We start from the raw sequence: 23,595 nt of genomic DNA, 5'->3' as shown, positions 1-23,595 counted from the left end.
TATGTTCCAAAAAACACGCCTTCAACTAACCATATTGAATTCTATTGTCTTTATTGTCTTAATAGCCATTTTAAGCAGAACAATTTATTTTTATACGGAAAATCAGATTTATAGGGATGTCAATGATTCACTTCAACAGGATTACAGGGATTTCAATAATGGAGGCAGGCCAGGCGGACGTCCGCAAGGTGAGTTTCTCTTAGGACCGGGACCGAGCGTCATCATTTGGGGGCCGGATGATACGATCATTGAGCCAAGACTAAGTGCAGACAATTTCTATAAGGTCAATGAATTGGAATTTTACCCTGAAAGATTTGAAGAGATTGAAGAAATATCGGTGAATGGATACACGTACCGTGCACTTTCCACCAAGGTCGATACGGAGTATGGAAAGATGACCGTACAATTCATCAGGAATGTGGATACAGAAAAAGAAATGCTCGATCGCTTGCTGCTCATCTTGTTTGTTGGTGGAGGGATTGGAAGTTTGGTGGCGGTAGGCGCAGGCTATCTTCTGGCAGGACGGGCCCTGATCCCTGTCAAGAAATCCTGGGATCAGCAGCAGCAGTTTGTCTCGGATGCTTCGCATGAAATTCGCACGCCGCTTGCTGTCATTCAATCGCGGGCTGATTTGCTATTTCAATCACCGAACGCGACCATCGAGGAAAAGGCCGTTGATATATCCATCATTTCTAAAGAAGTCCGGCGATTGAATAAGCTTGTTAATGGACTTTTAACCTTGACCAGAACGGATTCGAATCAAATCGAGGTTAAGAAATCGAACTTTTTCCTTGATGATTTACTAATGGATATCGTGGAACAGTATAGGGATATAGCTTCTTTTCAAGAGAAATCAATCATTAGCCATGCTCCTGAACAGGTGGTGTTTCATGGGGATAAAGAGAGAATTCATCAGCTATTGGTGATCTTGGTGGATAATGCCATGAAATTTACCGAGGAAGGCGGGGAGATTTCCCTATCCTGCATCAAGAATGCTTCATCCATCATTCTTACTGTTGAGGATAATGGAGAAGGCATTCCGCAGGAAGATCTCCCCTTGATTTTTAACCGTTTTTATCAAGTCGAGCAATCCCGTTCAGCAAATGAAGGCTCCGGCTTAGGTTTATCCATAGCCAAATGGATTGTAAGCACACATCAAGGGAACATCAAGGTTACGAGTGAACAGAATGAACGCACCCGGTTTGAAATCACTTTTCCGAGAAATCAAAAGAAAAATTAATCCAACAATAATGCCATCCAATACGAAAAGGACCCTTACTTTTTTCCTTGTTGCTTAAGGAAAAATTAAGGGTCTTTTTAGATGATCATCTTATAAATACATTTATTTTCGGAGGCGAAAACCATTGATGAAAAGACTTGGTAAGTTACACTTTTCGGTTGGAATATTGGCATCGGTCCTTTTAATGGCCCAAGCAGTCATCGGGGTCATGATGTATGTGGATGGCAGCGGCAATGAACCCGTGAATCGACAGGCTATGATGGGTCAGCCTGCCGACCGCAGCACAGAATCGGATGATACAGAAGAATCGGCTAATAGCAGTACGGAAACCAACGATTCAACTTCAACTACGGGAACGGCATCAAATGATATGCAGGGCACTCCGCAAGGCGGTCCTAAGGGTTCCGGGACTCCAGGAGAGATGCCAAGCGGTGGCGGTTTCCAAGGCAGAGACTCTTTTGCAGGGAAATTGATCGGCTTTTATCAAGGGGCAGGTGGCTTGGCCGCATCCACCATCATCTTTATCGTTGGAGGCGCTGGATTAGCGATGTCGGTGATATCCAGAAAAACAGCAGCCTAAAAAGTCAATAATACTTGAGGAAAGAGAAGGCTCCTTTCGAAGGGGAGCCTTCTTTTTTAATTCATGAACCCATTATTGTCACTAATTGTTATTTCAAAAAAGGGAAATAATAATTGCACTTAAAAAAATATTAGTTTAATATAGACTTCTAGAGAGGTACGTACATGTATTTTGGATAAAAGAGAAAACGTTTGCATAATTTTTTTGAGGGTAACCTACTAGTAATGCACGATCATAAAATTCACCCTTAGTGGAGGCAGAATATATGAAATTTCTGATTGCAATTTTAGGGCTGCTTATTGTTTTTGGACTAGCTTTATTAGCCAGCAGTGACCGGAAGAAAGTTAAAATTAAACCGATCATCCTCATGGTGGTCATTCAGCTTATTTTAACTTATTTATTATTGAATACGAAGTTTGGTTTAGTGATCATCAATTCGATTGCCGATGGTTTCGGAAAACTTTTAGAATGGGCAAATGAAGGGATCACATTTGTATTTGGCGGGATTGTAAATGAAGGAGCATCGCCATTCTTTTTAAATGTCCTTCTTCCAATCGTCTTCATCTCGGCATTAATCGGGATTTTACAGCACTTCAAGATTCTTCCGTTCATCATGAAGTGGATTGGATTTGTTCTAAGTAAGGTTAATGGGATGGGTAAATTGGAATCTTACAATGCGGTTGCATCAGCAATAGTGGGCCAATCCGAGGTTTTCATAACCTTGAAAAAACAACTCGGAGCCATTCCGCCATCTCGCATGTATACGCTTTGTGCATCAGCCATGTCAACTGTATCGATGTCGATCGTCGGTGCATATATGACGATGATTGAACCAAAGTACGTTGTGACGGCAATTGTTATTAACATGTTCGGTGGATTTATCATTGCATCCATTATCAATCCTTATACCGTAACGGATGAAGAGGATATTCTCCCTATTGAGGAAGGGGCAGAGAAGCAGTCTTTCTTCGAAATGCTTGGGGAATATATCATGGATGGATTTAAGGTTGCTATCACTGTGGCAGCGATGTTAATTGGTTTCGTTGCATTAATCGCAGGAATTAACAGCGTGTTCGACATGATCTTCGGAATCAGCTTCCAAGACATCATGGGGTATATCTTTGCACCGTTTGCCTTTATCATGGGTGTACCGATATCAGAAACCGTGACTGCTGGCGGAATCATGGCGACGAAGCTGGTAACGAATGAATTCGTTGCCATGCTGAGCCTAGGGGAAGCATCAGCAGCCTTGAGCGATAGGACGATAGGGATCGTTTCGGTTTTCTTGGTTTCATTCGCTAATTTCTCATCTATTGGAATCATTGCCGGTGCAGTCAAAGGACTTCATGAAAAACAGGGTAATGTTGTAGCCCGTTTCGGCTTGAAGCTGTTATACGGTGCGACTCTTGTCAGCATCCTATCAGCGATCATTGTAAGCGTGATACTTTAATTAAAAGATCTAACACAAAAGGGCACTTGGGTTTACTCCTAAGTGCCTCTTTTTATATTTGTGCAGCAAAAAGAGAAAAATAATTTTTGAATTTGAAGGCGTTTGGCTTGCTGGTATATAATACATAAAATGACAAGCGTGAAAGGGGAGTTTTAGGATGACGATGGCTGGAAAAGAAACGGCTGTCTTTGCAGGAGGCTGTTTTTGGTGCATGGTTGCTCCCTTTGATGAAATGGATGGCATTATTTCAGTGACATCAGGTTATACAGGCGGAGAATTTGCCGCGCCCAGTTATAAACAAGTGATTACCGGTGCGACTGATCATGTTGAAGCGGTTCAAGTGGTATTCGATCCATCAATCATTTCCTATAAAACGTTATTAGAGATATTCTGGCGCCAAGTCGACCCTACGGATGACGAAGGACAATTCGCGGATAGGGGAAAGCAATACAGGGCAGCCATTTTCTATCTCAATGAACGTCAGAAACAGGAGGCAAAACAATCGAAGGAAGATTTAATGATGAGCGGGCGGTTTAAGAAACCTATCGTTACGGGTATTCTACCCTCGGGGAAATTTTACGTGGCTGAGGAATATCATCAAGAATTCTATCGGAAAAATCAGTTTCGCTATGCATTGTATCGTAAAGGGTCAGGCCGTGATGCTTTCATTAAAGAAAATTGGCCTAAGGATAATGCACATCTTAGAAAGACCTTAACGGAGAGTCAGTTTCATGTCACCCAGGAAAATGGCACGGAGCCGCCTTTCGATAATGCTTATTGGGATCACTTTGAAGAGGGCATCTATGTGGATGTCGTTTCTGGGGAGCCTCTATTCAGTTCACGGGATAAGTATGATAGCGGTTGTGGGTGGCCAAGCTTCACCAAGCCCGTCATGTCCGCAAGTGTCAATGAAAAAATGGATCTCAGCCACCGTATGACCCGGACCGAGGTGCGCAGCAGGGACGCCGATTCACACCTTGGACATGTTTTTCCTGATGGCCCAAGTCCCAAAGGCAAGAGATATTGCATAAACTCTGCGGCCCTTCGATTCATTCCTAAAAGTGAAATGGAGAGAGAGGGATATGGAGACTTTTTATTACTTTTTAAAATGAAATAACTAGTGAGATAGGGGAACACAAATGGATAAAATAGATGAAAATTTATATCGATATATCCTTGATAATTCATCAAAGATTACGGAAAACTGGCTGGCTTTAAGGGAAAAGCAGTCTGGATCCATCTATTCAATGGACTCCAATGGGGAAATAGAAAAGCTTCTTAGAGAACAGAATACATTGACCATCAAGACAGTGACAAGTGCTTTACTGGAAGATAAAAATGCTTTTATTGCAACGATGGAGCAGTGGGCCACACTTGTCGCGAAGAGCAGGGTTGAATCGTACACCCCCATTTACGAAGTGTTGGAAGCGCTTAATAAGGTTCGTGAAACATATTGGGCCTTTATCACTGATTATATGTTAAACGATACGGGGATAACGAAGGATACAATCATCCGGTGGGGCCGGCTCATTAATGGTGCCTTCGACCAATTGAGCCGTGAGTTCACAGAGCAGTATTACCTTTTGACAAAAGAACGTTTACTAGCTCAACAGGAGCTGATTAATGAACTGGGCGCACCTGTCATTCCCATTGTTGATGCCATTGCGGTATTGCCGTTAATCGGTGAAATCGATACCTATCGGGCAAAGGAAATTTTGAATGCGACTCCAAGCAAATGCATTAGCAAAAATGTCACTCACTTATTCATCGATTTATCGGGAGTCTCCCTATTGGATACGATGGTTGCCCAACAGATCTATCAATTGATAAGTACCCTGAACCTGTTGGGCATTCAATCGACCATTTCCGGGATTCGTCCCGAAGTGGCCCAGACATCGATTCAGTTAGGTCTTGATTTTAGTCAGGTTTCGACACATAGTACTCTTAAGCAGGCCCTGTCCAAGCAAGGGATCAAACTTTACGAGAAAAAATGACATAACGTGCAGAGAATGAAAAAGAACCAGATTCGCTAGGAATCTGGTTCTTTTCTGTGATTCTATAACTTGAATGAACTTTTCAACCCAACGATTTGGTTGAAGACCAAGTGATCGGCCGCAGTGAGTTTTGAATCAACATTATAATAGCCATGCCTGAAGAATTGGAATTTATCCTGAGGCTTAACATCTTTCATGTTAGGCTCGACAAATCCTTGTAAAATTTCTATAGAATCAGGGTTTACCCGGTCCAGGAATGATTTTTCTTCCTCTTCATCATTTTCCTTATCCAAGATTAAAGGCTGGTAGTTGCGGAATTCTGCTGAAACGGCTTGTGAAGCTTCGACCCAGTGCAATGTACCTTTTACTTTACGGCCAGTGAAGCCCGATCCGCTTTTCGTTTCAATGTCGTATGTGCAACGAAGTTCAATGACGTTACCGGCTTCGTCTTTTATCACTTCTTCACATTTAATGAAATAAGCATGTTTCAAACGGACTTCATTGCCCGGGAAAAGTCGGAAATACTTTTTCGGCGGGTTTTCCAGGAAATCGTCCTGTTCGATATATATTTCACGTGAAAACGGGATTTGGCGTGTGCCCATTTCCGGGACTTCCGGATTGACCTCAGCATCCAGCCACTCTACCTCGCCTTCCGGATAGTTGGTGATGACCACTTTAAGCGGATTTAGGATAGCCATAGTCCGTGGAGCCTTCAGCTTTAAGTCTTCCCGCACGAAATGATCAAGCATTTGAGAGTCTACGACACCGCTTGTTTTGGCGACGCCAATCTCTTGGCAGAATGCACGAATTGCTTCGGGTGTATACCCGCGTCTCCGCAAGCCTGAAACGGTAGGCATCCGTGGGTCGTCCCAGCCGTCCACGAAGCCCTCATCGACAAGCTGCTTCAGTTTTCGCTTGCTCATTACTGTATTGGTCAGGTTAAGACGGCCAAATTCATATTGTTTTGGCTTGCTTTCCATTTCACAATTTTCAACGATCCAGTCATAAAGAGGGCGTTGATCCTCGAACTCTAGCGTACAAATGGAGTGTGTGACTCCCTCGATGGCATCTTCAATTGGGTGGGCAAAGGCATACATTGGGTAGATGCACCATTTGTTGCCGGTATTATGGTGTTCAGTATGGGAGATACGGTATATGACGGGATCACGCAAATTGATGTTAGGCGAGCTCATATCGATCTTGGCACGCAATACTTTTGCCCCGTTTTCGAATTCACCGTTGCGCATCTTTTCAAATAGTTCAAGATTTTCCTCGACAGTTCTATTGCGATAGGGGCTATCTTTTCCCGCTTCAGTCAGCGTTCCGCGATATTCACGGATTTGGTCGGCATTAAGGTCGTCCACATATGCGAGACCTTTATTGATGAGCAGCACAGCTCTTTTATACATTTCATCAAAATAGTCGGAAGCGAAGAAAAGGTTATCCCAGTCGTAACCGAGCCATTTTACATCTTCCTTAATGGAGTTGACAAACTCAATATCTTCTTTCAATGGATTCGTATCATCGAAACGAAGGTTAGTTTTCCCATTGAAATCATCAGCCACCCCAAAATTCAAAATGATTGATTTGGCGTGCCCGATATGTAAATATCCGTTCGGCTCAGGAGGGAAGCGGGTGATGACATGATCATGTTTTCCGGACTCTAGATCATCTTTTATAATATTTTTAATAAAATTCGAAGAGTTATTTTCCAACTGAATTCGACCTCTTTCATTTATATACTTCTTTTAATTTTACCTGTATATATACCATAAATACAGATATTTTTCCATGTTCGAGCCGGAATCAGGGTTTATCTGAAACAATTCATCAAGTATTTAGTTTATACAATCAGAGCGAAAATATCCCTGAAACTTGGTTCATGCAACTTAGGGAACGATCCATCCCACGAATATAGAAAACAAATAAGCAATACAGGAAGTCTCGCCTGTATTGCTTATAATGGTGATTTAAGTTCGAGGACGAATTATTCTCGCTAATAGACAGTTTTTAGGGTGGAAATCAAAAGACTGTCGTTTGCAAAAATTCTTTTGTCCGTTCTTCTTTTGGATTGGTGAAGAATTCTTTTGGTGGGCCACTTTCGACAACCTTCCCATTATGCATGAAGACAATCCAATCACCAACTTCACGTGCAAAGCTCATTTCATGTGTAACGACTACCATTGTCATCCCTTCCAAGGCAAGTTCCTTCATCGTGGCAAGAACTTCCCCGACAAGTTCGGGATCCAGAGCCGAGGTAGGCTCATCAAAGAGTAGGATATCAGGCTTCATGGCAAGGGCACGGGCTATGGCGACACGCTGCTTCTGCCCACCTGAGAGTTTGCTTGGATAGACATCCGCTTTATCTGATAAGCCGACTTTAGCAAGCAATTCTTTTGCTTCTTCGATCGCCTGGGCCTTAGGGACTTTTTTGACGTGAGTCGGTGCCTCGATGACATTTTCAAGCACGGTCATATGCGGGAAGAGGTAGAAATGCTGAAAAACCATTCCGACTTTCTCGCGGATTTTATTAATATCAGTACTCGGTTGGATTTCCGTTCCTTCAATGAGGATTTGCCCGCTGTCTTTTTTCTCTAAATAATTCAAACAGCGAAGCAGGGTGCTTTTTCCGGAACCGCTTGGCCCGATCAGACAGACAACATCGCTATCCAGTACCTTCATATCAATATCTTTGAGTACATGCAGGTTTCCATACGATTTATTTAAATTCCTAATGCGAATCATTTCTTTTTGTTCCATTTCAATTCCCCCTATCGATCACTAATGGAAAGTTTCTTTTCGAATAAATTGACGATAATGGTCAGGAATGCCACTAGAATCAAGTAGTAGACCGCTACAATCAGTAAATAAGTCATTTCATCGAAATTATTCGAACCTAACGTAGTCGCTACGTTAAACAGCTCATTCATGGAGATGAAGGCTGCCAGTGATGAATCTTTCAGCCCGATGATGAATTGGTTGCCCAGAGGCGGCAATGCGCGACGGAAGGCTTGAGGTAAGATGATTCTTCTTAATGTAAGCGATTTGCTCATGCCAAGGGAGCGTCCGGCTTCCATTTGGCCTTTATCGATGGATTGGATCGTACCACGTAAAATTTCAGAAATATAAGCTCCATTATGGAAGGCCAAGGCAAGTGACGCCGCCCAGAAGTCCGGCAGTAAGAAGAGATTGCTGATACCGAAATAGAGTATGAATATCTGTACGATTAGCGGTGTTCCCCGTACCAGGAATACATATGTATCCGAAATCCAGGCAAGAATTTTTATGTTGGAAATTTTTAAAAGTGCAAATAGCAATCCGATGACGATTCCTACCAATATGGAGACTACCGTCAGTTCCAATGTGAGGAGCATGGCTCGGATGAATACGTCCGAGGAGTTAAATAATGTATCAAAAAAATGAGAAAAACTTGGCAATGTAATGACTCCCTTTCTATCAATCTTTATTCAGGCTTGGTTGTGATGTCCTCACCAAAGTATTTTTTGCTGATTTCCGCAAGCGTTCCATCTTCCCGGAGGTTTTCAAGCGCTTCGTTGATACGTGCAAGCAGCTGAGGGTTGTCGTTAGGCAGTACGATGGCCTGCTCGCTTCGTTCGATCAATTGCCTTCCTTCGACGTCGAAACCTTCCTTGGCCGCTTCCTTGCCGGTTACGAAGTCGGTGATGACGGCATCATGGCGTCCTCCGCTCAATGCTTTCAGGGCGGTGATATCACTGTCATAGGTTTTTACATTGGTTGTATACTTTTCTGCTGTGGTTGCGTACGTGGAGCCTTTAGAAGCCGCAACTTCCTTTCCCTTTAAATCTTCGACCGTTTTAATATCACTATCCGAGCGGACGAAAATTTGAGGACCTGAGTAGTAATAAGGGGTCGAAAAGGCAACATGTTTACTTCGTTGTTCATTGATTGTATGACTGGCAACCGCGGCATCTGCCCGACCGGTTTTGACACCTTCCACGATACCTTTGAATTTTATCCGTTTAGGTACTGGCTCCAGGTCCAGTTCCTTTGCTATTGCATCGCCGACCTCAATATCGAATCCGGTTACGGTCATGTCATCATTGACATAACTGAATGGCTTGAATTCGCCTGAGGCAGCGAAAACAAACTGGTCCTTATTGATCAGCTTGCTTCCATCCTCCAGCTGGTCCTTTTCAGCACAGCCGGACAGAAGACCGAGAACAGCCAGAATGGATACAATGAATGTAACTGATGATTTCATGATAATTTCATTTCCCCCTTTGAAAAAAACTAATAGAATGGTCTATACCCTTATGAGGCGGTGAAATAACCTCATAAACTAGGGAATTTAAAACGGAAATAAAAAAGGGTATCCAGATCAGGCCGACATTTCATTCAAGAATCCCCTTCACTATGCATTTCATAAAGGTTCTCGGTCTTTGCCTTCATTTCCTTCCAAATTACCGGTAATTTCCTGAAATAATGACAAACATTATATGGTGGAGTAAGAAATTTAGTTAGATTCAGGTCTAGAGATGGATTTGAAAATTCACTCTATCGAAACCAAATCTAATGAATGGGATGGGGTAAAACTGGAGGATTTGTCTGCCAACAAAATTCCGTATTGTATGGACTGACTTTAATTTTGCCCTTGAATTGAAGTATAATATAGCAAAATAGAAGAAGGGCAGTTGGGAAAATGGTTAGCAACTTTGTGCAAGAACAGTTACAGGAGTTTCGCGAAAAGAATCAAGATAGAGGCCGTTTGATTATAAAGTGTCCGGACCGGCCAGGAATTGTTTCGACAGTTACTGCCTTTCTAAAAGAATATGATGCAAATATTGTTGAATTGAGTCAGTATTCGATGAATCCTGAGGGCGGTACCTTTTTCACAAGGATCGAATTCGATTGTCCGGGATTGAAGGATAGGGCAGCGGATATGAAACTGGCATTCCAGGAAGTTTCGACAGCATTCTCGATGCAATGGACATTTAACCATGTGAGTGATCTGAAGCGGACGGCAATCTTCGTTTCCAAGGAACCGCATTGTCTTCTGGAATTGCTATGGGAGTGGCAAAGCGGAGATTTATTAGCTGATATTGCGCTGGTCATCAGTAATCATGAAGATACGAGGCAAATTGTCGAATCGATGGGCATCCCATTTTATTACATTCCTGCAAATAAGGATATACGTAGGGAAGTGGAGACAAAACAGCTTGGACTTCTGGAAGAATTCAAGGTGGACCTTATTATCTTAGCCAGGTATATGCAGATATTGACGCCGGACTTCGTAGCGGCCCATCCAAACAAAATCATCAATATCCATCATTCATTTTTGCCTGCATTCATTGGAGCACGGCCTTATGAAAGAGCTTATGACAGAGGTGTTAAGCTGATTGGTGCGACTTCCCATTATGTGACGAATGATTTGGATGAAGGTCCAATCATCGAGCAGGATATTGAACGTGTGGACCATCGTGATTCTGCTGGGGATATGAAGAAAATCGGTCGTTCAGCTGAACGCAGGGTGCTGGCACGTGCCGTTAAATGGCATTTGGAGGACCGCGTCCTTGTTCATGAAAATAAGACGGTAGTCTTTTAAAGTAACCCCCCCATTGTTCACAAGGGGGGGTTTTTAAGATGGAATTTACTGAGTGTTAGTACGTGTACTCCACCCTTACTGAGGCAGTGATGTTCAATTCACCAGGCTGAATCGGGGTAGTCGCCATTTTTGAAAAGGTACTTGTTTGGTAAAGCATCGGTGCTATAGTTTCAGATAGCTCTTCAACCTTATTAGGGACTGGGTTCAATGAGATTCCTAGTGTTCGGGCCATGGAGAGTGCTTTTTCGTATGCATTTTTTAAAGCGAGAGAAAGTGCCTGGTTATAGTATGCATCTGGGTTGGATAAAGAGAAGCGGATGCTGGTGATTGAATTGGCGCCGCTTCTGACAGCTGTGTCGATTATGCTGCCTATTTTCTCGATTTCGGTCGTTTGGGCTTGGATGATGTGCTGGACTTTGTAGTTCTTGAACAATTCCTTTCCATCAATAAAATCATATTGCGGATCGATTCTGTAATCACTCGTTTTCAATTGCTCTTCGGGAATGCCTGCGGATTTAAGTGATGCGATGACATTTGCGATTGCTTGGGAATTGGCTTGCTGGGCCTTTTGGGGGTCCTTATCCTCTGTTATGACTCCTAGGGTGATTGTGGCTTGATCCGGAGCGGCAGATAGTGTCCCAGAGCCGGAAACTTTCAATGTATGTTCATCGTTGCGGTAATGAACCCTATCAGGGGCATTGTATTCTTGCATTTTGACACCAGCCTTTTTTTAAAAGAGATAATCTCACCCTTATTGTACGAATTATAAACGGGAAAGATGATTGAAATATCCCATTGTCATTAATTCGGTCGAATGATCACAAAAAAACACTCGGCCTGGACCGAGTGCGCATTACTTATGAATGACTTGAACCCTGCCAACCTGGCCATCAGTCAATCTTACTTTAATTCCATGAGGGTGAGTGCTTGAGTTGGTCAAAATATCCTTTACAGTGCCGCTTGTCAGTTTTCCGCTGCGTTGATCTGCTTTAAGTACAATGTCCACAGAGGCACCTGGGGTAATGTCCTTCCGATTCTTACCGTTCATTTCAATTCAATCCTTTTCAAAGTTATTTGCAACCATTCAACCATGCAGTAACTTCAGTATAAGGAAAACAGCGGACCCAGTCGACTATTAGATAAAATCACTGTGACCATCAGCGTATTTTTTTCAAAGGTTCAACAGCAGGGCCATTCAATACTTCACCAGCGATGGAGTAGCGGGAGCCATGACATGGGCAATCCCAAGTACGGTCGCCGCTATTCCAGGCAACTTCACACCCCATGTGCGTACATGTGGAATCGACAATATGAAGCTGGCCATCATGATCACGGTAACATCCGGCCTTGTCTCCATTCACCTTCACGATTGCTCCTTCATCAATACCTATGTCTTCAGGCGTTTTATGAATGATGGCCAATTTGCTTTTGATTAAATGCTTCGCTACATCAGCATTATCTTGGACTATATTCTTCGTGCCTTTTAACCGGGCTGGGTCATACAAGTCCGCATAGCGGTTATCCCTTTGCAAAACCCGGTCAGTTAAGATCTTGGCTGCAATCGATCCATTCGTCATTCCCCATTTCGCATAGCCGGTAGCTATCAAAACATTTGGATTATTGGATGTCACTGGTCCGACGAAGGGGATATTATCCGGTGTCACAATATCTTGTGCCGACCAGCGGTAGGGAATGTCCTTCACATCGAAATATTGGGAACTGAAGTCCTTCAGTGCTTCATAATGCTCGATCATCGAGACTCCCTGTCCTGTTTTATGACCATCGCCGCCGACTAGTATAAGTTTTTCCCCATTGTCCAATTCCGTATAGCGAAGGGAGCGGGTAGGGCTGTCTGCACTGTAATACATCCCACCGGGATATTCCTGTTCAGTCCTGATTCCAAGCACATAGGACCTATCTACATGGACACGGGCAAAGTATAAGCCCTTTTCATCATTAAAAGGGAAGTGGGAGGCAACGATTACCTGATTGCTTTTGATTGTATGTCCATTATCCGTCTGAACGGTTGGTGGATCGCCGTCTTCAATCTTCATTGCCGTTGTCCGTTCATAAATTTCTCCTCCACTTTCGAGAATGGTCGAAATGAGGGCCGTTAAATATTTTAACGGGTGAAATTGTGCTTGATCTTTCATGATCACCGCAGCTTTAGAAGGGATGGAGAAAGGGATACTCTCTGCATAATCTCCACGAATGCCTAGCTTTTGATAGGCTTTCAGTTCATTTTGAATTTTAATTTTATATTCATCTGTATTTGCGTAGACATAGGCATCCTGTGCAGTCAAATTACATTCAATAGAATGTTCTTCTACCAAGTCTTTAATAAGCTTCATTCCATCTGCATTGGCTTCATAATAAAGTTTGGCCTTCTCTTCTCCATGATCAGTTATCAATTGGTCATAAATTAAGCCATGCTGGGCCGTGATTTTTGCTGTAGTGTGTCCTGTCGTTCCAGTTAGGATTTCGCCTGCATCAATCAGTGTGACTTTAACACCTTGTTTGGCTAGTAGATAAGCAGAAGTGATTCCAGTTATTCCGCCGCCTACTATTAAAACATCAGTGTTTATATCTGTTTCTAGTTTAGAAAAAGATGGGAAAGTTAACGCACTGCGCCAATAGGGTTCCGGAAACCGGGGAAGGTCTGTATTTGTTTCAGTCATTTAAATACCTCCATACAGTTCATTAGTAAATTGTCCATTTATTACCATGCCCAATTTCCCCATTTATACGCTTATTTTTGTAAGAAGAAAGAGTGAAAAAAATACATTATTTGGTTTGTTTACAAAAACGTATACATGTAAACAAAAATAGATGCAATGCACACAAATAAGTATACATGTTTACAAATGTGTACACATGGCTATATATCAGGCTAATGCGCATTTGCTCCTATTGTGAATTATTCGAATGTTATAGCTGCTATTAATGAAGCAATGACTATCGTGGAAACTTTTTCAGCTTCCAGAATCATGAAGAGGAGGGCCGTTAAATATTTTAAAGGGGTGAAACTGTACCTTGGTTAATGGAAGATTTACAAGGAATGGAGAAAGGGATTTCTTCTGTATAATCCCCGCGAATGGCTAGTGTCGATAGGCTTTTAGTTCTTTTGGGATTTTACTTTTATAGTTATCAGAATTTGCGTGAATATAGGTATCCATTTCAGTCAAATTACATTCAATGGAATATTCTTCAACCAAGTCTTTGGTAAGTCCATTCCTTCTGCATTCGCTACATAATATATCCCTTCACCATGTTTTAGAGAACATGCAAATCGTAAATCAGGCCATGCTGTGGGTGTCCCGTTGATTCGTTAAGGATATCGCCAGCCTCTATCAATGTAACTTTGATTCCTTGTTTAGCTGAGTAATCCCTGTAATTCCGCCGCCTGCAATTAAGGCGGCAGTGGTTATATTTGTATCTATTTTAACGAAGGGGAATTTAATGCTTTGCGACAATAGTGTTCTCGAATTTGGGAAGTTTCTGTATTTTTCTCAGCTTTGAATACCTCTATACAGTTCATTAGTGAATCGCCCGTTTAGTAACGTACCCAAATCCGCTAATTATTGTAAGGAGAAAGAGTGAGAAAATACATTATTTGGTTTGTTTACAAGAGCGTGTACATGTAAACAAAAATAGTTGTAATGTACACAAAAAAGTATTCATGTTTACAAACACGTACACGTGGCTATATATAAGGTGTATACATACTTGTTCCTATTGTAAACAATTTGAAAACAATTCGACAAATATAGCTACAACTTATGAAGGATTGACTATCGTGGCAACTTTTTCTATCCTTAAAGGGAATGCTTCACTTAAAATTTTTTTCTATAAAAAGGGGATGTTTTTAGATGAGTTCTAGAATCGCAGCAGTAGACGTAGGAAATGATGCTATCAAGGCTATTTTTGGAAAGCTAGAGTCTGAACTTTATATACCGAACGTCATTGCAAAAGACATAGAAGACCGTCCGGTCATCGGGATTGAGGAACTTGATGAAAAAAACCCATTGGAAGGTATTCATATTAGGGTCCATTCACCGGCTCTGCAAGACAATAATGCGATTTATCGCGTTGGGAACTTGGCGACAAAAAGTGATAATCCTACCGAATTGGATTTAGGAAGCAGTAAATCGGAAGAAGATCAAACATTAGTCATGCTTTTTGCGGCTCTTGCATTGGACGCTGCAAAGTTGGGGGACAATGATACATTCAAAAAAGTGAATAACGTAGTGGAAGCCAACTATACGCTTGGAACAGGGTTGCCACTTCGGGAGGTCAAAGAAGGGAAAGACGTAGGGTACCGCTCGAAATTACTTGGCTCAGTCCACCAGGTGGAATTTTTAATTACCCCTAAATACCAAGGCATGAAGGTTAATATAAAATTTGATGAAGTGAAAGTCTATCCAGAGGGCTTTGCTGCATACATAAATTTGGTCATGGATAAAGATTTGAATATCATTAACCGTGAATTAATAGATAGAAGAATACTCATCCAGGATATCGGTGGATTATCGACGGATATCGCTGTCATTAAAAATCGTAAAGTTGACGATGACAAGGCACAAGGATTTAATTTGGGAGTAGCTGAAGCCCTTGAATCGATCCGTGAAGAAATCAGGAAGAAACATGGTGTCGAGCTGGATAGCAGGCGCGACGTCGTTGAAATCATCACGAAGAAAAATGATCGCAATCATATTATGGTTCGCGGAAGCAGGACAAGCGTCCATGATATCGTCGACCGCATTTTAGGTGAATTGGCCAAAAAGCAATATCGTCACCTGCGCAACGTATGGCAAAAAAATTCCCAAACGGAAATCTGCTATTTTGTAGGCGGGGGATCGATTGTCCTGAAAGATTACTTGAAAACATTGAATCAAAATTTCGATGGCTACAATATAGACTTTTTCGAAGATGAGCGGGAAAGCGTTTGGATGATGGCAAACGCCTATTATAAATTGATTTCGGATTTTAATCGCCGCCGGAATGCAAAGGAACAGAATCAGTCACAGCAAAAGAAGAAAGAACAAAGAACGGGCTCCATTAAATAGGTGAGAGAATGAAAAAAACAGCTTCTTCTGAACTTAAAAGAGGACAAGCCATCACTTTTCGTATCCCTTCGGATGTATCAGATTATACGTTAAGACAGCTGCAGAAATTGAAGGAAACGGAAAGAAGGAATTTTTCCAGTAAAATTGCCGAGTATGTTCTCGATGGAGTCGGGCAATCCTCCCATCAGGATCGGGAAATGATTGTCCTGCCCATGCCGAACAAACTAAGCAAATCTCAGCGTGATTGGCTCAAGCATTCCCACTCAGAAGCTATGCTTGGAACGATTATGTACCACCTTTTATCCGATCCTTTACGCGCTACGGCCCTGCTTGCCTCTTTGAACAATAATGAACTGAACGAGGAACTATATGTGCAGGCCGAGCCTGAAGAAAAGGTAGTGGAGGAGGTCAAGGAAGACTTACCTAAGAAAGATCTGGATGACTTTGATTGGAATTTGGATCAACCGGCACAACAAGAGGAAGAATCGGAACCGGAAGAAGAAAATCTTGACGATCTCCTGGGTGATTTCCTTGATCAAATGAACCAGTGAACATGTAGGAGGATATCTGACGATATGTCGGATATCCTCTTTTTTTTTGCAGGAGTTATAAAAAAAGAGGAACCACAATGGATCCCTCTTAAAATGATCAAGCCAGGAAAATAAGTTGGTAAAGGAATAAAACGGCAAACATGTACACGAACGGATGCACTTCCCGGAATTTGCCCCTTGCCATTTTTAAAATGGGATAGGAGATGAATCCGAGTGCTATCCCGTTGGCGATGCTTGATGTTAATGGCATGGCTACAATGACCAAAAAGGCTGGGAATGATTCATCAAAGTGTGTCCAGTCAATTTCATTAATGCTTTTAATCATCATGCTTCCGACGATGATCAAGCTAGGTGCCGTGATTGCCGCTACATTTGAGACAGCTCCTATCAGTGGGCTGAAGAAGGCGGTCATTAAGAAAAGGATGGCCACAACCAACGCGGTTAAACCTGTCTTGCCGCCCGCTCCTACACCGGCTGATGATTCAACTGAGGCAGCGGTCGGGCTTGTACCGAACATGGCGCCAACAGTAGTGCCGATGGAATCCGCAAAGAAGGCACTGCCGGATTTTTCAAGCTTATTATCCTTCAGCAATCCAGCTTGCCGGACTATGCCTAATAAAGCACCGGTCGTGTCGAAAAGCATTACAAGCAAAATGGAGAAGACGACGCCATAAAGGCCGTAGTTAATGACATCGGCGATGGATGTGATTGGATTGGCGACTATAATCCCTTCAGGTAATGAAGGGGTGGAAACTAGACCGTTAATTTCCAATTGGCCTGTAAAGAAGGCGATTATGGCAGTCACGATCATTCCGATGAATATTGCTCCCTGCACATTACGAACGATCAACACAATCGTTATGACCAAACCAACCAATGTAAGCGCCACATTAGGATCCCTGAAGCTTCCAAGGGTAACCAGGTTGGATTCATGCTGTGTGACGACACCTGACAAGCGAAGTCCGATGAAGGTAATGAAAAGACCGATTCCGGCACTGATTGCATGCTTCAAGTTATTTGGGATGGCCTCGATCAATTTTGAGCGGAAAGAGGTCAGGGATAAAAGGATAAAGATGATACCGGTAACAAAGACTGCAGAGAAGGCAACTGTGTATGAAATATCATGGGTTCCCAATACCGAGTATGCAAAATAAGCATTCAATCCCATTGCCGGTGCTATGACAATAGGGTAATTGGCTAAAAGGGCCATGCTTAGGGTACCGATTATTATTGCGATTATGGTTGCCGTGAATGCCTGGTCGAATGGAACGCCGGCATCAGAAAGGATCATTGGGTTTACAACGATGATATAAGCCAGAGTTAAAAAGGTTGTAAGCCCCGCAAGTACTTCCGTCTTAATATTTGAATTCCGTTCTTTTAATTTAAACATGCGGTCACTCCTTTTTTATATACAAAAAATCCTTGCACTAATCTACAAGGATGAGATGCTTACCCTTTAATTTAAAGTAAGTAGCTCGATTAAATAATCTTATAAATTATATTAGAAAAACAACTAAAGTACAATAGGATGAAAAATTTTAAGGTACAGGTTTTCTCGAAAATAGATAATGATATACTAACAATTAGCTTAGACTAAGGAATATGACATTAAGTGAAGGAAGCTGTTACCATTTCAGTGGATTTATCAGTCAATTAAATGAAGAAATTCAGAAAGTAGGCCCAAACATGACAGAATTCATCGACCTTGGCGTCAGCCCGGCGATTAACATGATATTAAAGCAAATAGGAATAACCACTCCTACCCCGATCCAGGAAAAATCGATACCAGATATCCTTGCTGGAAGGGATGTCATCGCGAAGGCTCAAACGGGGACAGGGAAGACTTTGGCATTTTTGCTGCCAATCCTGGAAAAAGTAGATCCCGCCGCATCCCACATACAATCCCTGATCGTCACGCCAACCAGGGAATTGGCTTTGCAAATCACTGCTGAATTGAAGAAATTCTCTAATGAAATGGAAGGACTCCAAGTGCTTGCAGTATATGGCGGACAGGATGTCGAGCAACAAATGAAAAAGCTGACAAGAAACATCTCCGTGGTGGTCGCCACGCCAGGCAGGCTTTTAGATCATTTACGAAGAGGCACCATCGATCTATCACAAACTGGAACACTCGTGCTGGATGAAGCTGATCAAATGCTACATATTGGGTTCTTACCAGAGGTCGAAGAAATTATGGGACAGCTTCCAGAGGAACGCCAAACGTTGCTCTTTTCAGCGACGATGCCTGAACAGGTGCATCAATTGGCAAAACGCTATATGACTAAACCATTAACTGCCGCGGTGAAGGCCGAGCAAGTAACGGTCGAGAAAATCAGGCAGCTTGTCATCGAGACTACCGATCGTGCCAAACAGTCATCATTAATCAACATGATCAAAGAAGAACAGCCATACCTTGCAATCATATTTTGCCGTACAAAACGTCGCGTTTCGGTTTTGAATGATGCCTTGAAGGCAGCTGGATTCAACTCTGAAGAGCTTCATGGTGACCTTTCACAGGCAAAGCGTGAACGTGTCATGAAAAACTTCAGAGACGCAAAGCTTCAATATTTAGTGGCAACGGACGTTGCTGCACGAGGACTCGATGTAGAAGGTGTGACACATGTTTTTAATTATGATGTTCCCGAGGATGCAGAAAGTTACATCCACCGAATTGGCCGGACAGGCCGAGCGGGTGAGAATGGCTTGGCTGTAACTTTCATAGCAACGAAGGATTTACAGCTTTTAAGCGAGATTGAAAAAGGGATCTCCATGAAGATCGAAAGAAGGACGATTGAAGGAGTGAAAATGTTCCAACCCGATGAGGTGAGGCAAAAGAGGAAACGCTATGAAGACTCTTCTGATGAAGGTACCCGCCGACCGCGTTCGGGAGGGGGAAGGAAACACCGGGAACGGATAGATACGAGAGGACCGAATCGAGGCAGTCACCGTTCTGTAAATCAAGCGGACAATCGTGAAATCGAGAGGGAGAAACCACGGGGAGGCCAGGTGGAAAACGGCCGCGGACCTAGACGTGAGGATACACGGGGAGGCCGGGTGGAAAACGGCCGCGGACCTAGACGTGAGGATACACGGGGAGGCCGGGTGGAAAACGGCCGCGGACCTAGACGTGAGGATACACGGGGAGGCCGGATGGAAAACGGCCGTGGACCTAGACGTGAGGATACACGGGGAGGCAGGTCGGAAGACAGCCGTGGTCCAAGGCGTGACAATCCACGAGGAGATCAAAGAGACAGCCGTAGACAAGGGCCAAGTAATCTTAGAGGTGGATCTGGCAGCAGCCCCAATAGAGGGAGAAACCGGTAAAAGGGGGAGACGGTAGTGGAAAAGCCTTGGTTGGCAGAATATCCGGTTTCGCTGGAGCTAGCAGGGAAATTGATCATGATGCAGTTTCCGGAAATCGAGTTGAAAGAGATCAAGCAACTTGGGGAGGGTTTCGATAACACGGTCATACAAATCAATGGGCAATTTGTATTCCGTTTTCCCCGCCGCCCTATTGCAGTTACGCTGATTCAGGTGGAAAATCAGCTTTTGCCTTCCATTGCAGGCACTTTTCCGCTTGCTATCCCTGAACCGATCTTTTTTGGGAAACCAAGTACACTGTATCCGTATCCTTTTACCGGTTATAAAATGGTAAAGGGGCACTTGCCTGTAGCAGGATCAGTGGCAAATAAGGCTGAATCGGCAAAAAGGTTTGCCCATTTTTTGAAGGCTCTTCACAGTTTCCCTGTGGAAAGGGCCATGCGTTTAGGTGTGCAGCCTGATGGGATGATGAGGCTTGATGTATCCTATCGTAAGAAATCGCTAATGGAAAATGTCTCGAATCTATTAAAGCTAGGATTCTTTGAACAGGCGAGTGCGGTTAAGGATTTTGTTGAAACCTTAGGTGAATGGGATGTTCAGCATCCGGTTTCACTCGTTCACGGAGACATTCATATCCGGAACGTTATACTTGATGACGAAGGCGTTCTCGCGGGTATCATTGATTGGGGAGATGTTCATGTCGGGAATCCAGCCATTGATTTCTCCTTTTTATACAGTTATTTCCCCAAAGAAGTGCGCAGGGTTTTTTTTGATATCTATGGTGAAATCGAAAAGGAAACAGAGAGTTTAGCCCGGTTCAGAGCGATATATATGCTCGTTACATTACTCGTTTATGGCATAGACCGCCATGATGAAGAACTGATTGCCATTACGAGTACTGGTTTGAAATTTGCTATAGAAGAATAAGTGTCATGTTCTTTTGATGTTTAGGAGGTTCATATGAAGGCAAGTTATTATCATTCAATCACATTAATGGCGAACATGTTGGATCAAGCTAACATCCCATACCAATATACAGGTCGATCCGCTCTGTTCGTGCAAGGAGTGGACATCGGTGAGTATAAGAAAATCAATATTGATGTACAATGGGATATCTTTAATGAGGCATTAGATCTTTTTTCCGAATACGCACCAACAAAGCCTGAAAGAAGCCCTGAGACTGCCTCCTTTCTAATGGATGTCGAGGGGATTCCTGCCGCTGTGCGCTGCCGGTTTAACACGACCATTAAAACGGACCCTTATCGTTTGTCCATCAAGATGGGGGATAAGGAGGTTTGGTGCAGGTCGTTATACAGTTATCTATACGACGAAGAAATGAGAAAATGCAGTTCCGAGATCCATGCTTACCTATCTGCCGAGCAGAAGGGGTTCACAGCGGAAAATGAACAGGCGTGGAACCAGAATAATTATTTAGCGCTGGTCAATCGTTATGGAGATCCCGTTGAATTGGCATCGAAAATCAAGCAAAACCCAAAATGGAGACTGCACCCTTTTTATAAATATTTGGGAGAAACATCCGGTAAAAAAATCACTCATTTGATGGGGTCGAACGGTGTTAAAGCAGTTGCCCTCGCCATATTGGGAGCTGAAGTGAAAGTAGTTGACTTTTCCCAGGAAAATGCAATGTTTGCAAATGAGCTGGCCAGTGGGGCCAATGTCTCCATCGAGTATATCGTTTCGGATGTCCTTTCATTATCATCCGAGCATGAATCAGGAAATCAGGATTTGGTTTTAATGGAGCTCGGTGTCCTTCACTACTTAATAGATCTGCAGCCTTTATTTGAAAAAATTAAAAAGATGCTGAAACCTGGAGGCCGATTCGTCCTGCATGAATTTCACCCGATTTCAACAAAGCTCATTACTTCAAATGGTAAAAAACATAAAATAACAGGCAACTATTTCGCTCCGGCAATCGAAAACAATGAGGTCGCCTTTTCGAAGCATATGCCGGATGAGGAAAAAGGGAGCCTTTCAAGAGTTGTGCAGCGTAAATGGACAATCGGGGAACTGATAACGTCAATAGGTCAATCAGGGCTTGTTATTAAAGTGCTCGAGGAAGAACCGAATCATAAAGTCCATGATATTGGGCTTCCGAAAACATTTACCTTGGTGGCGGAACGAGTTTAAGCTGCATATTGAGGAAATGAAAGCTGACTGAAGGAGCATTTTCAGTCAGCTTTTTATTTATTTCATAATAAAGGGGATGCCGCTTCTGCGACATCCCCTGAAAAAATTAATTTTGGGCCGACCATTCCTCTACATCCCATACCTTGGTTACCCAATCTTCATAGAAATCAGGTTCATGGCATACGAGGACAATCGTTCCTTTATACTCTTTCATTGCGCGTTTCAGTTCTTCTTTTGCAACTACATCCAAATGGTTGGTCGGTTCATCGAATAACAGCCAATTGCTTTCGGTAAGCATGAGTTTACATAGGCGCACTTTTGCTTGTTCCCCACCGCTTAAATGGCTCATCGGACGTGTAATATGCTCGTTTTTCAAACCGACACGGGCAAGGATCGCACGTACCTGCGGTTGGTCCAGATGCGGGAATGCATTCCATACTTCATCGATCGGCGTCGTATCGCCTGCTTTCACTTCCTGTTCAAAATAAGAAGAAAAAAGGAAGTCCCCAAGTGATCTTTTACCGCCTAGAGGATCGATTTTACCCAAAATCGTTTTTAAAAGAGTGGATTTACCAACCCCGTTACAGCCGACCACGGCAATTTTTTCTCCCCGTTCGATGGTCATGGATAGCTTTGGTAGCAATGGGCGGTCATATCCGATTTCCAGATCTTCACCTTCAAAGACATAACGGCTGCTCGCACGTGATTCTTTAAAGTCGAAGGTAGGTTTCATTGCAGTTTCTGGACGATCGATGCGTTCCATGCGATTCAATTGCTTTTGACGGCTCTTTGCCCGGCCGGTCGTTGAATAGCGCGCTTTATTTTTTGCAATGAAATCTTCCTGCTTTTTAATGAATTCGCGCTGTTTTTCATATGCGTTAATATGTTGGTTTTTATTCAATTCAGCCAGCTCAAGGAATTTTTCATAAGTTGCCGTGTAACGGGTCAGTTTAGAAAATTCAAGATGGAAGATGACGTCGACGACGCCGTTCATGAACTCGGTATCATGCGATATCAATAGAAATGCATGTGGATATTCCTTTAAGTAGCTGCTTAGCCAGCGGATATGCTCCACATCCAAGTAGTTGGTTGGCTCGTCGAGCAGCAGGACTTGCGGTTGTTCCAATAGTAACTTCGCCAATAATACCTTTGTCCGTTGTCCGCCGCTTAGGGCAGAGACATCACGGTCCAACCCGATTGCATCCAAACCTAAACCGCGTGCCGCTTCTTCAATTTTAATATCGAGATTGTAAAAACCGCCGGCTTCCAGCTTGTCCTGGATTTCACCCATTTGTTCCAAAAGTTCTTCAAGTTCTTCGGGAGTGGCCGTACCCATTTTTTCCGTAACTTCATTAAGTGCTTTTTCCTGCTCGAATAAAGGTAAGTATGCATCCCTTAAGACGTCGCGAATGGATTTACCTTTAGAAAGTATTGTATGTTGATCAAGATAGCCATATTCGACACCAGGTGTCCATTCCACCCGGCCATCATCATGGATGAGTTGTCCTGTAATGATATTCATCATCGTTGACTTCCCGACACCATTCGCCCCTACCAGGCCTACATGTTCACCGGCCATCAGGCGGAAGGATACATCCTTGAATAAGGTACGGTCGCCAAAGCTGTGTGCTAATTTATCTATAGAAAGTAAGCTCATTTTA

Annotated in this window: 20 protein-coding genes; 11 read left to right on the top strand and 9 right to left on the bottom strand. The window is 43.1% G+C overall.

What is annotated here, in order from left to right; genetic code table 11:
* Position 1: 1 nt before the first annotated feature.
* From JNUCC41_RS08610 to JNUCC41_RS08590, 5 genes are all read left to right on the top strand, one after another.
* A complete protein-coding gene (locus JNUCC41_RS08610; protein ID WP_192207330.1) occupies positions 2 to 1,240 on the top strand; it encodes a sensor histidine kinase in 1,239 nt (412 codons plus the stop codon).
* A gap of 124 nt (positions 1,241 to 1,364) precedes the next feature.
* Positions 1,365 to 1,820 (top strand): hypothetical protein, encoded by a 456-nt coding sequence (locus JNUCC41_RS08605; RefSeq protein WP_192207329.1) that lies wholly within the window; start codon positions 1,365 to 1,367, stop codon positions 1,818 to 1,820.
* A gap of 265 nt (positions 1,821 to 2,085) precedes the next feature.
* The gene (locus tag JNUCC41_RS08600; protein WP_192207328.1) at positions 2,086 to 3,270 is read left to right on the top strand and encodes a NupC/NupG family nucleoside CNT transporter; all 1,185 of its coding nucleotides are present in this window, start codon (positions 2,086 to 2,088) and stop codon (positions 3,268 to 3,270) included.
* 157 nt (positions 3,271 to 3,427) lie between these two features.
* Entirely contained in the window at positions 3,428 to 4,387 is a 960-nt protein-coding gene (gene msrB, locus JNUCC41_RS08595; RefSeq protein WP_192207327.1) for a peptide-methionine (R)-S-oxide reductase MsrB, read from the top strand.
* A gap of 22 nt (positions 4,388 to 4,409) precedes the next feature.
* Entirely contained in the window at positions 4,410 to 5,264 is an 855-nt protein-coding gene (locus tag JNUCC41_RS08590; RefSeq protein WP_192207326.1) for an STAS domain-containing protein, read from the top strand.
* 62 nt (positions 5,265 to 5,326) lie between these two features.
* On the opposite strand, the gene JNUCC41_RS08585 is transcribed toward JNUCC41_RS08590, so the two are convergent.
* From JNUCC41_RS08585 to JNUCC41_RS08570, 4 genes are all read right to left on the bottom strand, one after another.
* Positions 5,327 to 6,979, bottom strand: coding sequence for a glutamine--tRNA ligase/YqeY domain fusion protein (locus JNUCC41_RS08585; RefSeq protein ID WP_192207325.1), 1,653 nt, complete (start codon positions 6,977 to 6,979; stop codon positions 5,327 to 5,329).
* A gap of 307 nt (positions 6,980 to 7,286) precedes the next feature.
* The gene (locus JNUCC41_RS08580; RefSeq protein WP_286182402.1) at positions 7,287 to 8,024 is read right to left on the bottom strand and encodes an amino acid ABC transporter ATP-binding protein; all 738 of its coding nucleotides are present in this window, start codon (positions 8,022 to 8,024) and stop codon (positions 7,287 to 7,289) included.
* An 11-nt stretch (positions 8,025 to 8,035) separates the two neighbouring features.
* Positions 8,036 to 8,701: an amino acid ABC transporter permease gene (locus JNUCC41_RS08575; RefSeq protein WP_076368450.1), complete on the bottom strand. Its 666-nt coding sequence runs from the start codon at positions 8,699 to 8,701 to the stop codon at positions 8,036 to 8,038.
* 26 nt (positions 8,702 to 8,727) lie between these two features.
* Positions 8,728 to 9,507 (bottom strand): transporter substrate-binding domain-containing protein, encoded by a 780-nt coding sequence (locus tag JNUCC41_RS08570; protein WP_098370270.1) that lies wholly within the window; start codon positions 9,505 to 9,507, stop codon positions 8,728 to 8,730.
* A gap of 438 nt (positions 9,508 to 9,945) precedes the next feature.
* Here JNUCC41_RS08570 and purU point away from each other — a divergent pair, with 438 nt between their 5' ends.
* Positions 9,946 to 10,848, top strand: coding sequence for a formyltetrahydrofolate deformylase (gene purU, locus JNUCC41_RS08565; RefSeq protein WP_192207324.1), 903 nt, complete (start codon positions 9,946 to 9,948; stop codon positions 10,846 to 10,848).
* A gap of 55 nt (positions 10,849 to 10,903) precedes the next feature.
* Here purU and JNUCC41_RS08560 read toward each other — a convergent pair whose 3' ends face one another.
* From JNUCC41_RS08560 to JNUCC41_RS08550, 3 genes are all read right to left on the bottom strand, one after another.
* Positions 10,904 to 11,560, bottom strand: a complete 657-nt coding sequence (locus JNUCC41_RS08560; RefSeq protein ID WP_192207323.1) for an SIMPL domain-containing protein — start codon at positions 11,558 to 11,560, stop codon at positions 10,904 to 10,906.
* A gap of 141 nt (positions 11,561 to 11,701) precedes the next feature.
* Entirely contained in the window at positions 11,702 to 11,896 is a 195-nt protein-coding gene (locus JNUCC41_RS08555; protein WP_076368446.1) for a YwbE family protein, read from the bottom strand.
* Between the two features lie 109 nt (positions 11,897 to 12,005).
* Positions 12,006 to 13,526, bottom strand: coding sequence for an FAD-dependent oxidoreductase (locus JNUCC41_RS08550; RefSeq protein WP_192207322.1), 1,521 nt, complete (start codon positions 13,524 to 13,526; stop codon positions 12,006 to 12,008).
* A gap of 1,191 nt (positions 13,527 to 14,717) precedes the next feature.
* Here JNUCC41_RS08550 and JNUCC41_RS08545 point away from each other — a divergent pair.
* Together JNUCC41_RS08545 and JNUCC41_RS08540 are read left to right on the top strand one after the other, a co-directional pair.
* Positions 14,718 to 15,914 carry a ParM/StbA family protein gene (locus JNUCC41_RS08545; RefSeq protein ID WP_057278235.1) on the top strand — a complete coding sequence of 399 codons (1,197 nt, stop codon included), beginning with the start codon at positions 14,718 to 14,720 and terminating at the stop codon, positions 15,912 to 15,914.
* Positions 15,915 to 15,922: 8 nt separating this feature from the next.
* Positions 15,923 to 16,465, top strand: coding sequence for a hypothetical protein (locus tag JNUCC41_RS08540; protein ID WP_192207321.1), 543 nt, complete (start codon positions 15,923 to 15,925; stop codon positions 16,463 to 16,465).
* 97 nt (positions 16,466 to 16,562) lie between these two features.
* Here the strand turns inward: JNUCC41_RS08540 and JNUCC41_RS08535 are convergent, their stop codons facing one another.
* Positions 16,563 to 17,855 (bottom strand): NCS2 family permease, encoded by a 1,293-nt coding sequence (locus JNUCC41_RS08535; protein ID WP_192207320.1) that lies wholly within the window; start codon positions 17,853 to 17,855, stop codon positions 16,563 to 16,565.
* Positions 17,856 to 18,151: 296 nt separating this feature from the next.
* Here JNUCC41_RS08535 and JNUCC41_RS08530 point away from each other — a divergent pair, with 296 nt between their 5' ends.
* The 3 genes from JNUCC41_RS08530 to JNUCC41_RS08520 are packed head-to-tail and all read left to right on the top strand — an operon-like array spanning position 18,152 to position 21,934.
* Positions 18,152 to 19,789, top strand: a complete 1,638-nt coding sequence (locus JNUCC41_RS08530) for a DEAD/DEAH box helicase (protein ID WP_192207319.1) — start codon at positions 18,152 to 18,154, stop codon at positions 19,787 to 19,789.
* A 15-nt stretch (positions 19,790 to 19,804) separates the two neighbouring features.
* On the top strand, positions 19,805 to 20,713 hold the full coding sequence (locus JNUCC41_RS08525; RefSeq protein ID WP_192207318.1) for a phosphotransferase: 909 nt from the start codon (positions 19,805 to 19,807) through the stop codon (positions 20,711 to 20,713).
* A gap of 33 nt (positions 20,714 to 20,746) precedes the next feature.
* Positions 20,747 to 21,934, top strand: coding sequence for a class I SAM-dependent methyltransferase (locus tag JNUCC41_RS08520; protein WP_228467582.1), 1,188 nt, complete (start codon positions 20,747 to 20,749; stop codon positions 21,932 to 21,934).
* A gap of 106 nt (positions 21,935 to 22,040) precedes the next feature.
* On the opposite strand, the gene JNUCC41_RS08515 is transcribed toward JNUCC41_RS08520, so the two are convergent.
* On the bottom strand, positions 22,041 to 23,591 hold the full coding sequence (locus JNUCC41_RS08515; protein WP_192207317.1) for an ABC-F family ATP-binding cassette domain-containing protein: 1,551 nt from the start codon (positions 23,589 to 23,591) through the stop codon (positions 22,041 to 22,043).
* Positions 23,592 to 23,595: the final 4 nt, after the last annotated feature.

The sequence above is a fragment of the Brevibacillus sp. JNUCC-41 genome (assembly GCF_014844095.1).
Classification (GTDB): Bacteria; Bacillota; Bacilli; order Bacillales; family DSM-1321; genus Peribacillus; species Peribacillus aracenensis.
The sequence above is the reverse complement of the archived record's forward strand: the minus strand, read 5'-3'. Positions and strand labels throughout refer to the sequence as shown.